This is a genomic window from Pseudomonas parasichuanensis (assembly GCF_021601385.1).
In the GTDB taxonomy this organism is placed as follows: domain Bacteria; phylum Pseudomonadota; class Gammaproteobacteria; order Pseudomonadales; family Pseudomonadaceae; genus Aquipseudomonas; species Aquipseudomonas parasichuanensis.
Genome location: NZ_BQHO01000009.1, coordinates 1 through 15,102 on the forward strand (window position 1 = coordinate 1; position 15,102 = coordinate 15,102).

At 64.9% G+C, this 15,102-nt stretch carries 13 protein-coding genes; 4 read left to right on the top strand and 9 right to left on the bottom strand.

Annotated features, from left to right (window positions below):
• The first annotated feature begins 20 nt into the window (after positions 1-20).
• The 3 genes from xseA (at position 21) to leuA (ending at position 4,275) form a co-directional block, all read left to right on the top strand.
• Entirely contained in the window at positions 21-1,400 is a 1,380-nt protein-coding gene (xseA, locus tag L6D77_RS09555) for an exodeoxyribonuclease VII large subunit (protein ID WP_232883171.1), read from the top strand.
• Positions 1,401-1,403: 3 nt separating this feature from the next.
• Complete coding sequence (locus tag L6D77_RS09560) at positions 1,404-2,231, top strand: M23 family metallopeptidase (RefSeq protein WP_232883170.1); 828 nt, start codon at positions 1,404-1,406, stop codon at positions 2,229-2,231.
• A gap of 370 nt (positions 2,232-2,601) precedes the next feature.
• Positions 2,602-4,275, top strand: coding sequence for a 2-isopropylmalate synthase (gene leuA, locus L6D77_RS09565; protein WP_232883169.1), 1,674 nt, complete (start codon positions 2,602-2,604; stop codon positions 4,273-4,275).
• 136 nt (positions 4,276-4,411) lie between these two features.
• On the opposite strand, the gene L6D77_RS09570 is transcribed toward leuA, so the two are convergent.
• Genes L6D77_RS09570 through zwf form a run of 3 tightly spaced genes read right to left on the bottom strand, consistent with a single transcriptional unit; the run spans position 4,412 to position 7,273 of the window.
• Complete coding sequence (locus L6D77_RS09570) at positions 4,412-5,086, bottom strand: bifunctional 4-hydroxy-2-oxoglutarate aldolase/2-dehydro-3-deoxy-phosphogluconate aldolase (protein WP_232883168.1); 675 nt, start codon at positions 5,084-5,086, stop codon at positions 4,412-4,414.
• Between the two features lie 17 nt (positions 5,087-5,103).
• Complete coding sequence (gene pgl / locus L6D77_RS09575; RefSeq protein ID WP_232883167.1) at positions 5,104-5,817, bottom strand: 6-phosphogluconolactonase; 714 nt, start codon at positions 5,815-5,817, stop codon at positions 5,104-5,106.
• Positions 5,804-7,273 (bottom strand): glucose-6-phosphate dehydrogenase, encoded by a 1,470-nt coding sequence (gene zwf, locus L6D77_RS09580; RefSeq protein ID WP_232883166.1) that lies wholly within the window; start codon positions 7,271-7,273, stop codon positions 5,804-5,806. Before zwf ends, pgl begins: the two co-directional genes overlap by 14 nt.
• A 215-nt stretch (positions 7,274-7,488) precedes the next feature.
• Here zwf and hexR point away from each other — a divergent pair, with 215 nt between their 5' ends.
• Positions 7,489-8,352 carry a DNA-binding transcriptional regulator HexR gene (gene hexR / locus L6D77_RS09585; RefSeq protein ID WP_208642789.1) on the top strand — a complete coding sequence of 288 codons (864 nt, stop codon included), beginning with the start codon at positions 7,489-7,491 and terminating at the stop codon, positions 8,350-8,352.
• On the opposite strand, the gene L6D77_RS09590 is transcribed toward hexR, so the two are convergent.
• From L6D77_RS09590 to L6D77_RS09615, 6 genes are all read right to left on the bottom strand, one after another.
• A complete protein-coding gene (locus L6D77_RS09590) occupies positions 8,345-9,199 on the bottom strand; it encodes a D-hexose-6-phosphate mutarotase (RefSeq protein WP_232883165.1) in 855 nt (284 codons plus the stop codon). The two genes, hexR and L6D77_RS09590, sit on opposite strands and share 8 nt — an antisense overlap.
• A gap of 119 nt (positions 9,200-9,318) precedes the next feature.
• Complete coding sequence (locus tag L6D77_RS09595) at positions 9,319-10,611, bottom strand: carbohydrate porin (RefSeq protein WP_232883176.1); 1,293 nt, start codon at positions 10,609-10,611, stop codon at positions 9,319-9,321.
• 89 nt (positions 10,612-10,700) lie between these two features.
• Positions 10,701-11,849, bottom strand: a complete 1,149-nt coding sequence (locus tag L6D77_RS09600; RefSeq protein ID WP_232883164.1) for an ABC transporter ATP-binding protein — start codon at positions 11,847-11,849, stop codon at positions 10,701-10,703.
• A 3-nt stretch (positions 11,850-11,852) separates the two neighbouring features.
• On the bottom strand, positions 11,853-12,698 hold the full coding sequence (locus tag L6D77_RS09605) for a carbohydrate ABC transporter permease (RefSeq protein WP_232883163.1): 846 nt from the start codon (positions 12,696-12,698) through the stop codon (positions 11,853-11,855).
• Positions 12,691-13,599 carry a carbohydrate ABC transporter permease gene (locus tag L6D77_RS09610; protein ID WP_232883162.1) on the bottom strand — a complete coding sequence of 303 codons (909 nt, stop codon included), beginning with the start codon at positions 13,597-13,599 and terminating at the stop codon, positions 12,691-12,693. Before L6D77_RS09610 ends, L6D77_RS09605 begins: the two co-directional genes overlap by 8 nt.
• Positions 13,600-13,733: 134 nt before the next feature.
• On the bottom strand, positions 13,734-15,020 hold the full coding sequence (locus L6D77_RS09615; protein ID WP_232883161.1) for an ABC transporter substrate-binding protein: 1,287 nt from the start codon (positions 15,018-15,020) through the stop codon (positions 13,734-13,736).
• Positions 15,021-15,102: the final 82 nt, after the last annotated feature.

Below are 15,102 nucleotides of genomic sequence, written 5' to 3' on the forward strand. Positions count from 1 at the left end.
TCCCCCTTATCATGCCCCCCATGATCAAAGACCCCTTCGAACGACTCGGCCTGGACCGCGAGGTCCTCACCGTCAGCCAACTCAACGGCCGCGCCCGGGTGCTGCTGGAAGACGTGTTCCGCAGCGTCTGGGTGGAAGGCGAAATCTCCAACCTGGCCCGCCCAGCCTCCGGGCACCTGTACTTCACCCTCAAGGACAACGGCGCGCAAATCCGCTGCGCACTGTTCCGCCAGAACGCCCTGCGCGTGCGCCAGGCACTGCGCGACGGCCTGGCGGTCAAGGTGCGCGGCAAGGTCTCGCTGTTCGAAGGCCGTGGCGACTACCAGCTTATCCTCGACACCGTCGAACCGGCCGGTGACGGCGCCCTGCGCCTGGCCTTCGAGGCCCTGAAGGAAAAACTCGGCGCCGAAGGCCTGTTCAGCACCGAGCGCAAGCAGCCGCTGCCGGCGCACCCGCAGCGCATCGGCATCATCACCTCGCCCACCGGCGCGGTGATCCGCGACATCATCAGCGTGTTCGGCCGCCGCGCGCCACAGGTCGAGCTGAACCTGATCCCCACCGCCGTACAGGGCCGCGAGGCCATCGCGCAGATCGTCCGTGCCCTGCAGCTGGCCGACCGCCAGGGCTTCGATGCGCTGATCCTGGCCCGTGGCGGCGGCTCGCTGGAAGACCTCTGGTGCTTCAACGAAGAAGCCGTGGCCCGCGCCGTGGCAGCCTGCGTAACGCCCATCGTCAGCGCCGTGGGCCACGAGACCGACGTGTCGATCAGCGACTTCGTCGCCGACGTGCGCGCACCCACCCCGTCGGCCGCCGCCGAACTGCTCGCCCCCGACAGCAGCGGCCTGCAACAGCGCCTCGACAGCCTGCAGCGGCGCCTGTTGCTGCGCATCCAGAATCGCCTGGCCCACGATCGCCTGCGCGTCGATGGCCTGGCCCGGCGCCTGCGCCACCCAGGCGAGCGCTTGCGCCAGCAGGCCCAGCGCCTGGATGACCTGGACATGCGCATGCGCCGCGCCTTCATGCTCAGCCTGCAACGCCGCCATGAGCGCCTGGGCCGTCTCGATACCCGCCTGGCCGCGCAACACCCCGGCCGCGCGCTGAAGCTGCTCAAGCAACGCCTGGACAGCCTTGGCGAACGCCTGCCGCGGGCCATGCGCGAAGTGCTCAAGGACCGCCGCCAGCGCTTCCAGGCACAACTGCAGACCCTGCAGGTGGTCAGCCCGCTGGCGACCCTGGCCCGCGGCTACAGCATCCTGCTCGACGAACGCGGCCAGGCCATCCGCAGCGCCGCCCAGACCCACAACGGCCAGCGCCTGACCGCACGCCTCAATGAAGGCGAACTCAAGGTGCGGGTCGAGGACAACCACCAGACTCCGGTCACCCTTTCGCTACTGGACTGACACATGCCCCGCCTGTTCGCCCCCCTGCTCGCCCTGTTCCTGCTGCTGCCGGTCACCGCTGCCCAGGCCAGCTACATCACCCGCACCCTCGACAAGCCGGTGCCCGGCGGCGTCGCGGTGGTCGACCTCGGCCCTTCGGCCAGCGCCCCGAGCGCCCGCTTCGATGGCAAGCCGGTGCTGGTGGTCAAGGAGCAGGACACCTGGCTGGCCATCGTCGGCATCCCGCTGACGCAAAAGCCCGGCAACGCCGTACTCACCCAGGGCGGCCGCACCCTGCCCTTCACCGTCGGCAGCAAGAAGTACCCCGAACAGCACATCACCCTGAAGAACAAACGCCAGGTCAACCCCGAGCCCGACGACCTCAAGCGCATCGACCGCGAACTGGCCGAGCAAGTGAAGGCCTACCGCAGCTTCAGCCCCACGCTGCCGAGCAACCTGATCCTCGACAAGCCGGTCAATGGCCCGCTGTCGAGCAAGTTCGGCGTGCGCCGCTTCTTCAATGGCGAAGAGCGCAACCCCCACGCCGGGCTGGACTTCGCCGTGCCCGCCGGCACGCCGATCAAGACCCCGGCCAATGGCAAGGTGATCCTGGTGGGCGATTACTTCTTCAATGGCCGCACGGTGTTCGTCGACCATGGCCAGGGCTTCATCAGCATGTTCTGCCACATGTCCAAGATTGACGTGCAGCCAGGCCAGGTGCTGCGCCGTGGCGAGGTGGTCGGGCGGGTAGGCTCGACCGGGCGCGCCACCGGGCCGCACATGCACTGGAACGTCAGCCTCAACGATGCGCGGGTGGACCCGGCGATCTTCATTGGTGCGTTCCAGCCCTGAGACCGAGCCGCCCTCTTCGCGGGCAAGCCCGCGAAAGGGCCAGCATGGCTGGCATCAACTCACCCGTCTTGCGCCATCCCAAAATACACCGCAAAGTTTTCAACCATTCCTCAAAATTTCAGCCACAAAATCTCGAACAACTGCTTTTTTTAAGCATTCCTCTCAATTTTTTCTGAAGCCTTGCCATCCCCCACCCCACTGGTTAGGGTTGAGCACATGAAAACCTTCAGCACCCTCATCCTGCTCCGACAACACCGCAGCCTCTGCCTGGTCAGCGCACGACTACCAGGCTGAATCGCATCGCCTCGCCTTTTCATCTCGTTATCGTTTGGCAGGCCCGATTTCGGCCGCACATAAAAGGATTGCTTCCATGACCATGCTCAAAGACCCTTCGAAGAAATATCGCGCCTTCCCGACCATCGACCTGCCCGACCGCACCTGGCCGTCGAAAACCATCACCCAGGCGCCGATCTGGTGCAGTTCCGACCTGCGTGATGGCAACCAGTCGCTGATCGAGCCGATGGATTCGGAGAAGAAGCTGCGTTTCTGGAAGACCCTGGTGCAGGTCGGCGTGAAGGAAATCGAGGCGTCGTTCCCATCCGCCTCGCAAACCGACTTCGACTTCGTGCGCACCCTGATCGAAGACGGCCACATCCCGGACGACACCACCATCCAGGTGCTCACCCAGGCCCGTGAAGACCTGATCGCCCGTACCTTCGAATCCCTGCGCGGCGCCAAGAAGGCCATCGTCCACCTGTACAACGCCACTTGCCCGGCGTTCCGCCGCATCGTCTTCAACCAGGACAAGCAAGGCGTCAAGGACATTGCGGTCAACGCTGCCAAGCTGTTCGTCAAGTACGCCGCCCAGCAGCCGGAAACCCACTGGACCTTCCAGTACTCGCCAGAAACCTTCAGCGCCACCGAGCTGGAGTTCGCCAAAGAGGTGTGCGACGCGGTAATCGAGGTGTGGAACCCGACCCCTGAGCACAAGGTCATCCTCAACCTGCCGGCCACCGTCGAAGTCGCCACGCCGAACATCTACGCCGACCAGATCGAATGGTTCTGCCGCAATGTCAGCCGCCGCGACAGCGTGATCATCAGCCTGCACTGCCACAACGACCGTGGCACCGGCATCGCCGCCACCGAGCTGGGCCTGATGGCCGGCGCCGACCGCGCCGAAGGCTGCCTGTTCGGCAACGGCGAGCGCACCGGTAACGTCGACCTGGTGACCCTGGCATTGAACCTCTACACCCAGGGCATCGACCCGCAACTGGACTTCTCCGACATCGACGGCGTGCGCAAGGTCGTCGAGGAGTGCAACCAGCTGCCGGTGCACCCACGTCACCCCTACGTCGGCGACCTGGTCCACACCGCCTTCTCCGGCTCGCACCAGGATGCCATCCGCAAGGGCTTCGCCAAGCAGCAGGAAGGCGAATTGTGGGAAGTGCCGTACCTGCCGATCGACCCGGCCGACATCGGCCGCAGCTACGAGGCGGTGATCCGCGTCAACAGCCAGTCGGGCAAAGGCGGCATCACCTACCTGCTCGAGCAGGAATACGGCATCAGCCTGCCGCGCCGCATGCAGATCGAGTTCAGCCAGGTGGTACAGGGTGAAACCGACCGCCTGGGCCTGGAAATGACCGCCCAGCAGATTTACAAACTGCTGCAGAAGGAATACCTGCAGGCCAACGCGCCGTATGCACTGGTCAGCCACCGCCTGCAGGAAGAGAACGGCAGCAGCCACGTGCAAGTGGAAGTCTCCGGTGAAGGCGAGTCCACCCTGCACTGGCACGGCAAGGGCAACGGCGCCCTGGAAGCCTTGGTTGCCGGCTTGCCGGTCAACGTGGAGATCATGGACTACAACGAGCACGCCATTGGCGCCGGCACCAACGCCAAGGCAGCTGCGTACATCGAGCTGCGCGTGGCCGGTGGCCGCCCGGTGCACGGCGTGGGCATCGACGAGAACATCACCACCGCCAGCTTCAAGGCGCTGTTCAGTGCGCTGAACCGCTCCCTGAGCCAGCAAGAGGCCAAGGCGGCGTAAGCAATAGCCTATCGGTCAAGAGCCCGCATCTGTGATGCGGGCTTTTTTATGCCCGTACGCGATGGGGCCCGCACAGGCAAAAAAAAGGGGCGCCGACCAAGCGCCCCACAAGCCGTGTAGCACACAACGAAATCGGTCAGTCCAGCAGCGCCATCGCCTCGGCGCTGCACGCCTCGATACGCGCCCAGTCGCCGTTCTTGATCCAGCTGCTGTCGAGCATCCAGGTGCCGCCCACGCACATCACATTCGGCAGTGCCATGTAGTTGCGCACGTTGGCCGGGTTCACCCCGCCCGTAGGGCAGAAGCGGATATCGCCGAACGGGCCACCGAAGGCCTTGATCGCCGCCACGCCGCCGCTGATCTCGGCCGGGAACAGCTTGAAGCGGCGGTAGCCCAGGGCGTAGCCCATCATGATCTCGGACGGCGTGCTGATGCCGGGCAACAGCGGGATGTCGCTCTGCACGCCGGCTTCGAGAATGTCCTGGGTGATGCCCGGGGTGACGACGAATTGCGCGCCTGCGGCCTCGACCGCGGCGAACATGCTGCGGTCGAGCACGGTGCCGGCACCCACGCACAGCTCCGGGCGCTGCTCACGCAGCACCTGAATGGCCTTGAGGCCCAGCGCCGAGCGCAGGGTCACTTCCAGGGTACGGATGCCACCGGCGGCCAGGGCGTCGGCCAGCGGCAGGATGTCCTGCTCGCGGGCGATGGTGATCACCGGCAGGATGCGTGCCTTGGCGCAGATTGCGTCGATGCGTTCGGCTTTCTCAGCCATCGAGAGCAAAGGCTGTGGGCGTTCGAGGGTGGTCATGACTGTGGATCCTTGGCTCATGGGCACCAGTAGATGCTCAGGGGGTCGTGAAGAAAGGCGCGAATCGGCATTTCGGTAAGGTCGTTGCCCGCCAGCGCGGCGCGCAGGGTAGCGAGTTTGCCCGGGCCTTGCACGGACAAGGCGGTGAAGCCGGCACTGCCCAGCAGCGCGCGGGTCATGCTCAGGCGCTGGTGCGGCACGCTGGGCGCCAGCATCGGCAGGCAGCGGCGCTCACCCACCTTGGCCAGGCCCTGGCGCAGGTTGGGGCTGGCCGGGAACAGCGAGGCGGTGTGGCCATCGTCGCCCATGCCCAGCACCAGTACATCGATCGGCGGCAAGTCGGCCAGCACCTGGTCGGCCTGGTCGGCAGCGGCTTCCAGATTGGCGGCCGCCTGGTAAAGGCCGACGAAGCGTGCCTTGGCCGCCGCGCCCTTGAGCAGGTGGCGGGCCAGCAAGCCGGCGTTGCTGTCGGTATGCTCCACCGGCACCCAGCGCTCGTCGGCCAGGCTCACGGTCACCTTCGACCAGTCCAGCGCTTGAGCGGCCAGCTGCTCGAGGAACGGCACCGGGCTGCGCCCGCCGGACAACACCACGCAGGCCTGGCCCTTGCTGGCGATGGCCTGGCGCAGGCGCTCGGCCACGTCATGGGCCAGGGTCGCCGCCAGGGTGTTCGAATCGGCCAACGCATGCGCCTTCACGCTCGCCGGCAGTTGCAGTTCAGATATCGCCATACCAGGCCCTCCCATCACGTGTAATCAGTGCAATCGAGCTCATTGGCCCCCAGGAACCGGCCGCGTAGGGCTTGGGCGCATCGCCGCTGGTCTTCCAGCCGGCGATCAGCTGGTCGCACCATTTCCAGGCGTATTCGATTTCGTCCTTGCGCACGAACAGGTTCTGGTTGCCGCGCATCACTTCCAGCAGCAAGCGCTCGTAGGCGTCGGGAATCCGTGCGCTGCGCCAGGTGTCGGAGAAATTCAGTTGCAACGGGCCGCTGCGCAGTTGCATGCCTTTGTCCAGGCCCTGCTCCTTGGTCATCACCCGCAGCGAGATGCCTTCGTCCGGTTGCAGGCGGATGATCAGCTTGTTGCCGATCTGCAGGCGCTGTTCCGGGGCGAAGATGTAGTGCGGCGTCTCCTTGAAGTGGATGACGATCTGCGACAGCTTGCCGGGCATGCGCTTGCCGGTGCGCAGGTAGAACGGCACGCCCGACCAGCGCCAGTTGCGGATATCGGCGCGCAGGGCGACGAAGGTTTCGGTGTCGCTCTGGGCATTGGCGTTGTCTTCTTCCAGGTAACCCGGCACCGGCTTGCCGTCGCTGTAGCCGGCGATGTACTGGCCACGCACCACGCGGGTGCTCAGGCCTTCACCGGTGATTGGCGCCAGGGCCTTGAGCACCTTGACCTTCTCGTCGCGGATACTGTCGGCGGACAGGTCGCTGGGCGGGTCCATGGCGATCAGGCAGAGCAGCTGCAACAGGTGGTTCTGGATCATGTCGCGCAGCTGGCCGGCCTTGTCGAAGTAGCCCCAGCGGCCTTCGATGCCGACCTTTTCGGCGACGGTGATCTCCACGTGGGAGATGGAGTTCTGGTTCCACTGGGTTTCGAACAGGCTGTTGGCGAAGCGCAGGGCGATCAGGTTCTGCACCGTCTCCTTGCCCAGGTAGTGGTCGATGCGGTAGACACGGTTTTCCGGGAAGAAACGTGCCACGGCGTCGTTGACCCGGCGCGACGACTCCAGGTCGTGGCCGATGGGCTTTTCCAGCACCACCCGGGTGCGTGGCGCCAGGCCGGCCTTGTCGAGGTTCTCGCAGATCGCGCCGTAGACTGCGGCGGCCGTGGCGAAGTAGGCAATCAGTGGCAGCTCGCCTGGCGCCTGATCGACCAGCGCCTGGTAGTCCTCGGGCTGGACGAAGTCCACATGCAGGTAGTTCAGGCGCTCGAGGAAGCGACCCAGGGCAACGGCGTCGATGTCCGCGTCGGGGACATGGCGGCGCAGGTGCGCCTCGATGGTGCCCAGGTGCTCCTGCGCGGTGCCCGGCTCACGGGCCAGGGCCAGCAGCCGGGTGTCCGGGTGCAGCAGGTTGGCACGGTCGAGCTGGTAGAGCGCGGGAAACAGCTTGCGCAATGCCAGGTCGCCCAGGGCGCCAAACAGGGCAAAGGTGCAAGGTTCGACACTGATCGCAGCCATGATGTTGGTTCTTTTATTAAAGTTGAGCTAGGAATACCGCTTTCAAAGCGGGTTTTCAAGGCCTAATGTAGTAAAAACCACAACATTATCCACATCTATTACAACCCAGTGGTGTGACAATCTCACCGCCAGTAGGATACACAACACTGCAAAAAGCCTGCTGCCCCGCCAGCCGGCTGTCACCTAGAGCCGACCAAGGACACCCCATGGACCGCGTGCGCAACCTCCTGGAACAGATCCAGGGCCGCCTGGACGAGTTGAACAAGGCCGAACGCAAAGTCGCCGAAGTCATCCTGCTCAACCCGCAACAAGCCACCCGCTTCAGCATTGCCGCACTGGCCCAGGCGGCCTCGGTCAGCGAACCGACCGTCAACCGCTTCTGCCGCTCGTTCGGCGTCAACGGCTACCCCGAACTCAAGCTGCAACTGGCGCAGAGCCTGGCCAGCGGCGCGGCCTATGTGAGCCGCGCGGTGGAGGCCGACGACGACCCGGCGGCCTACACCCAGAAAATCTTCGGCAGCGCCATCGCCTCGCTCGACAGCGCCTGCCAGCAACTCGACCCGCAGCAGGTCAGCCGCGCCGTGGACATGATGATCCAGGCCCGGCAGATCCACTTCTTCGGCCTCGGCGCTTCCGCCCCGGTGGCCCTCGATGCGCAGCACAAGTTCTTCCGCTTCAACCTGGCCGTGTCGGCCCATGCCGATGTGCTGATGCAGCGCATGCTGGCGTCGGTGGCCCACACCGGCGACCTGTTCGTGATCATCTCCTACACCGGGCGCACCCGTGAGCTGGTCGAGGTGGCGCGCGTGGCGCGGGAAAACGGCGCCTCGGTGCTCGGCCTGACCGCCGCCGGCTCGCCACTGGCCCAGGCCTGCAGCTTGAGCCTGCACATTCCGCTGCCGGAGGACACCGACATCTATATGCCGATGACCTCGCGGATCATCCAGCTCACCGTGCTCGACGTGCTCGCCACCGGCATGACCCTGCGCCGCGGCGTGGACTTCCAGCCGCACCTGCGCAAGATCAAGGAAAGCCTCAACGCCAGCCGCTACCCGATCGAGGACGACGACCTCAACTGAGGCGGTGCGCCTGCAGCCGCAGGTGCGCACGCTCGCCCGGCATCAGGCTCAGCCCTTCGTCGCTGCCACTGGCCGCCTCGACGCAGACGAAACCCTGGCACTCGCGCCCGCTCACGCCCATCAGCGGGCGGTTGCCCGGGTGCCAGACCACGGTGTCATCGCTGTCGCCGGTGTCGATGCACAACTCGCGCTGCCAGGCCGGGTCCTGCAACTGCACCCTGGGCGTGCCGGGATAGACCTTCTGGCAGCCGCCCTTGAGTGTCAACGCGCCGTCCTCACGGCAAGCCTGGCGGTTGAGGCGGTCGTAGCCTTCGATGTCCTCAAGCCCAGACAGCGCTATCTTCGACACGTCACTGATCCGCCAGTAAGCCAGCAGCGCATGGCTCAACTGGCAGGGTTCGCTGTCCTGGTGCTCGGTGCTCAGGCTCAGTTCCATGCTGGCGCCCAGGCGCGCATGCAGGTCGACCTGCCAGTCGCACAGGTCCAGGCGCCACTTCAAGGTCACGCCCTCCTCGTCCTCGCGGCTGTCCACCAGCTTCCAGTCCAGCAACCGCGCCCAGCCATGGGCCGGCCACAGGTCCTCGCTGGGGTGGCGGCCATACCAGGGCCAGCACACCGGCACGCCACCGCGGATGGCGCCAACCTGCGGCCACTGTTCGGCGCACCACAGCCAGGGCTTTTCACCGGTCGGCTGGAAATGCAGCAATTGCCCGCCCTGGCGGCTGAACACCGCCTGGCAGCGCGGGTGGTCGATGATCAGCACATCGCGCTGCTGGTAACGCTCCCACTCGAAGGTCGGCCTCGGCCGTTGCGAGGTGAAGAAGCGATGTAGCGGATGTTCGGCCATGGTTCCAAGCTCTTTTGTTGTTCGAGATAGCGCTGTCTCGGCCCGTACCCGCTAACCACTGCAGACCAGTGGTTAGCGGAGGGCCGAAAATGGATGGCGTAAATTTACAACAATTCGTCTCAGAATGACGACTGAATCTTCAACCCCGCGACCAGCGCGTTATCCACCTCGTCCACCGCGCCCGGGCTCTTGATGTACTGCAGGTTCGGTCGCACCGTCAGCCAGTTGGTGACGTGGAAGCCGTAGTAGAGCTCGGCGTTGTACTCGGTGCGCTGCAGCGGCACGAAGCCTGGGTTGTCGTAGTCATTGATACCGGACTGGGCGTTGAGCAGCTCGGCGCGTTTCTTCACATCGTCGTTGACGTGGATGCGCGCCACGCCGAAACCGATATCGTCCTTGGGCCTGGCATCGAAGGCGCCTTTGTACACCAGGCCGACCTGCTGGTAGTTGTCGACCACGTTGGTGGCCTTGTCGTGCACGGTGAAGTTGGCGAACAGGCTCAGGCCACGGCTGGCGTCGCTGGCGTGGGCGGTCACCTGTTGCTGCGCCACCACCCACCAGCCATGCTTGCTGGAGTGCGACTTGAAGTCCTGCTTGGTCAATGCCTGCGGGTTGCCGTTGATGTCGTCATACACGTCGTCGGCCTTGGCGGTGCTGTAGTAGTAGCCCAGGCGGTACTCGCCCGGCAGGCCGTTGACCTTGGGCGACCACACCGCTTCCACCGGCAGGATCGCGCCCTTGGTGCCGCTGCCGCTGAGCTTGAAGCCGTTGCCGGTTTCCAGGTTCGAGGGGTTCTGCTCGTAGGCACCGACCTGGACGAAGAATTCCGGGGTGATGTTGTATTTCACCCGCAGCGCCCACTGGCTGACCGGCCAGTTGTACCAGATGCCACCCACCCAGTTGCCCACCTGCGAGCCGCAGAACGCCAGGTTCTGGAAGTCGCAGGGGAAGCTGTTGAAGTCCTCGCCTTCGCCGAAGCGGCCAACTTTCACGTCCAGCGCCCCGTCGAAGTACTTCTGCTTGACCCACATCTGCGTCAGGCGCCAGGTCTGGCCACGGCCCCAGACTTCCTGCACCGAGCTGAACTGCCCGGCGCGTGGGTCGCTGATGCGGTCGTTGGACAGGTTGCGCCCACTGCGTTCGGTGATCGCCAGTTTGAACTCGGCATCGTGCCAGCCGAAGATCTTCTCCAGGTCCAGGTGCGCGCCGAGGGCGAACTGGTCGCTGTAGCGCGCAGTCTTGTCGTCGTTGTAGCCACCGTGCAGGTTGCCGGCCACCTCGCCGACGTAGTCGAGGGTGAAGTCATAGCCTTTGTCCAGCAGCTCGGTGCGGGTGCCGCCCCAGTCGCCGGTCATCCATTTCGATTCCGACGAGAAAGCCTCGGCAGCCTGGGCCCCGCTGCTGCCGACCATGGCCAGCAGTGCCAGCGAGCCCAATGTCCTGATGCGATTGCGCTGTTCCATCCCTTTGCGTCCTCTTTTCTTGTTATTAACAGAACGGTTTAACGACCTTTGAAACGCGTCACGTTGTCCTTCACCGCGGTAGCAGCCAGGTCCAGCCGCTCGCCGCTGGCGGCGTCGAACAGCAGCACCCGCGCCGGGTCGAACTGCAGGTTCAGGCTGTCGCCCACCCGGCACGCCACATCCGGCGCCAGGCGGCAGCAGACCTTGGTCTGGTTGAGGGTGACGAACACCAGCAGGTCCGGCCCGGTGGGCTCGGTCACCTGCACTTCGGCGCGGATGCCCGGCAGGCCGTTGCCCTCAGCGCCCCCCAGGCAAATCTGCTCCGGGCGTACACCCAGGATGACCTCGCGCCCGTCCAGCACATCGGCGTCCACCCCCAGCGGCAGCTCGCAGCGCGCCTGGCCACTGTCGAGCAGCGCCAGCACCCGGCCGTCCTGGCGGCTCAGGCGCACCGGGATGAAGTTCATCGGGGGCGAGCCAATGAAGCTGGCGACGAACAGGTTGGCCGGGTCGTTGTAGATCTGCTGCGGCGTGCCGAACTGCTGGATCAGCCCGTCCTTCATCACCGCCACCTTGTCACCCAGGGTCATGGCCTCGATCTGGTCGTGGGTGACGTACACCGTGGTGGTCTTCAGGCGCTGGTGCATCAGCTTGATCTCGGTGCGCATCTCTACCCGCAGCTTGGCGTCGAGGTTCGACAGCGGTTCGTCGAACAGGTAGATCTTCGGCCGCCGCGCCAGCGCCCGGCCCATGGCCACGCGCTGCTGCTGGCCGCCGGACAGCTGGCCGGGCTTGCGGCCCAGCAAGTGCTCGATCTGCAACAGCTTGGCGACCCGCGCCACCTCCTCGTCGATGGCCGCCTGGGGCAGCTTGCGGATCTTCAGCCCGAACGCGATGTTGTCGCGCACGTTCATGGTCGGGTACAGCGCGTAGGACTGGAACACCATGGCGATGTCGCGATCCTTCGGGCTCATGCCGCTGACGTCCTCGTCGTCGATCAGGATCGCCCCGCCACTGATGTTCTCAAGGCCAGCGATGCAGTTCATCAAGGTGGACTTGCCGCAGCCCGAGGGGCCGACCAGGATCAGGAACTCGCCGTCCTTGATCGCCAGCTGGATGTCCTTGAGCGTATCCGGCAAACCGGCGCCGTAGGTCTTGTTCACGTTGCGAAGTTCGAGCGTTGCCATGACTTACCCCTTAACCGCGCCGGCGGTCAGCCCGCGCACGAAATACTTGCCCGCAATCACGTAGACCAGCAGCGTCGGCAGCCCGGCGATCATCGCCGCGGCCATGTCGACGTTGTATTCCTTGGCCCCGGTGCTGGTGTTGACCAGGTTGTTGAGGGCCACGGTGATCGGCTGCGAGTCGCCGCTGGAGAACACCACGCCGAACAGGAAGTCGTTCCAGATCTGGGTGAACTGCCAGATCAGGCAGACCATGATGATCGGTGTCGACATCGGCAGGATGATCCGCCCGAAGATGGTGAAGAACCCGGCGCCATCCAGGCGCGCGGCCTTCACCAGCGCATCCGGGATGCTCACGTAGTAGTTGCGGAAGAACAGCGTGGTGAAGGCCAGCCCGTACACCACGTGCACCAGCACCAGGCCGCTGGTGGTGCTGGCCAGGCCGAGCTTGCCGAGGGTGAACGAGGCCGGCAGCAGCACGGTCTGGAACGGCAGGAAGCAGCCGAACAGCAGCAACCCGAAGAACAGCTGCGAGCCACGGAAGCGCCACATCGACAGCACGTAGCCGTTGAGCGCGCCGATGGTGGTGGAGATCAGCACCGCCGGCACGGTGATCAGGATCGAGTTGACGAAGTAGCCGTTGACCGTGGCCCAGGCCTTGGCCCAGCCGATGCCGGTGAACACCGTGGGCCAGCTCAGCAGGTTGCCGGTGCTGATGTCTTCGGGGGTCTTGAAGCTGGTCAGCAGCATCACCACCAGCGGCACCAGGTACAGCAGCACGGCGAGCAGCAGCACGGCATGGATGGCAATGCGGCTGAAGCTCAATGTGGGTTTATCGACAGGGCTAGTCATGGCGTTTACCCCGCAGCTCCGAATACAGGTAGGGGACGATGATCGCCAGGATGGCGCCGAGCATCAGGATGGCGCTGGCCGAGCCCATGCCCATCTGCCCGCGGCTGAAGGTGAAGGCGTACATGAACATCGCCGGCAGGTCGGAGGAGTAGCCGGGGCCGCCGGCGGTCATGGCTGCGACCAGGTCGAAGCTCTTGATGGCGATGTGCGCCAGGATCATCAGCGAACTGAAGAACACCGGGCGCAGGCTGGGCAGCACTACCGTCCAGTAGATGCGCGGCAGGCTGGCGCCATCCAGTTGCGCGGCGCGGATGATCGACTGGTCGACCCCGCGCAGGCCGGCGAGGAACATCGCCATGATGAAGCCCGAGGCCTGCCACACCGCAGCGATCACCAGGCAGTACACCACCCGGTCCGGGTCGATCAGCCAGTCCAGCCGAAAGCCCTCCCAGCCCCAGTCGCGCAGCAGCTTGTCCAGGCCCATGCCGGGGTTGAGCAGCCACTTCCAGGCGGTGCCGGTGACGATCATCGACAGCGCCATGGGGTACAGGTAGATGGTGCGGATAAAGCCTTCGCGGCGAATGCGCTGGTCCAGCAGCACGGCCAGGAACACACCGATGGCCAGGGTGATGGCGATGAACAGGCCGCCAAACAGCAGCAGGTTCTTGCTGGCTACCCACCAGCGGTCGTTGTCGAAAAGCCGTGCGTACTGCGCAAGCCCGGCCCATTTGTAGGTGGGCAGGAAGGTCGAGGTGGTGAACGAGAGGACGAAGGTCCACAGGATGTAGCCGTAGAACCCCACCAGGATGATGAACATGCTCGGTGCCAGCACCAGTTTTGGCAGCCAGCGCTGAAGCGCGTCCAGGGGTGAGGCCCGCAGGCGGGCGGTTGCAGTGGTCATGGTCTGGATTCTCGATGCGAGGTTGCCTGCACTGGCCTCATCGCTGGCAAGCCAGCTCCCACAGGTACAGGCGCCCTGAGACTGATGGGTGTACCTGTGGGAGCCGGCTTGCCGGCGATAGGGCCGTCAGATCCTTACTTGGCCGCTTTGACTGCCGCGTTCAGCTTCTTCGCCGCATCGGCCGGGTCAGCCTTGGGGTCGTTGATGTAGTTGGTCACCACATCGAAGAACGCGCCCTGCACGGCCAGCGTGGTGGCCATGTTGTGCGCCATGCTCGGCTGCAGCCCGCCGCTCTTGGCGTCGGCCAGGAAGTCCTTGGCCGAGGTCTGGGCGCAGGCGTCGAAGCCGTACTTGCCCATGTCGGCGAGCATGTCGTTGCGTACCGGGATCGAGCCCTTGTTGGTGCTGAACACCTTCTGGAAGTCCTCGCCCAGCACCTTGCGGGCGATGTCCTGCTGGCCCGCCGCGGTGCCTTTATCCTTCTGCTTGAACACCACCAGCGAATCGATGTTGTAGAGGAAGGCCTTGTCGGTGCCGGGGAACGCTACGCACTGATAGTCCTTGCCGGCGGTTTTCCTGGCCAGGGTCCACTCGCTCTTGGCCCAGTCACCCATGATCTGCATGCCGGCCTTGCCGTTGATCACCTTGGCGGCTTCCAGGTTCCAGTCCTGGCCCTTGCCGTCGGGGTCCATGTAGGTGGCAACCTTCTTCAGCTCGGTCAGCGCCTTGACCATCTCGGGGCCGGTCAGGGCTTCTTCGTCGAGGTCGACCAGGGCCTTCTTGTAGCCATCCACGCCCATCACCGAGAGCACCACGCTTTCGAACACCGTGCTGTCCTGCCATGGCTGGCCACCGTGGGCGAGCGGGATGAAACCGGCGGCCTTGAGCTTGTCGCCTGCCGCGTAGAATTCGTCGAGGGTGGTCGGCGCCTTGTCGATGCCGGCCTTCTTGAACACCTCGGGGTTGATCCACAGCCAGTTGATGCGGTGGATGTTCACCGGTACGGCCACATAGTCACCTTCGTACTTCACGGTGTCGGCGACTTTCTTGTCGAGCAGGTTGTCCCACTGCTCTTGCTTGGCAACGTCCTTCAGTACATCGGTATCGAGCAAACCCGTGGACGCCCAATCCTGGATATCCGGCCCCTTGATCTGCGCCACGCCCGGCGGGTTGCCGGCCACTGCGCGGCTCTTGAGCACGGTCATGGCGGTGGCACCACCGCCGCCGGCAACCGCGCCGTCCTTCCAGGTGAAACCGTCTTTTTCGACCTGGGCCTTGAGCACATCCACGGCGGCCTTTTCACCGCCGGAAGTCCACCAATGGACGACTTCCACGCTGCCTTTGGCATCGGCGGCATGGCTGCTGAGGGAGTAGAGGGAGGCGAGCGAGATCGCGGCGGCGAGACGAAGCGTCGAATGCATGGGGAATACCTTTCTTGTTGTTATGCGTGGCAAGGCTTTCGCTTGCTTTGCAGTGAGTGTAAGGACCTCGCACCCGGCGCCA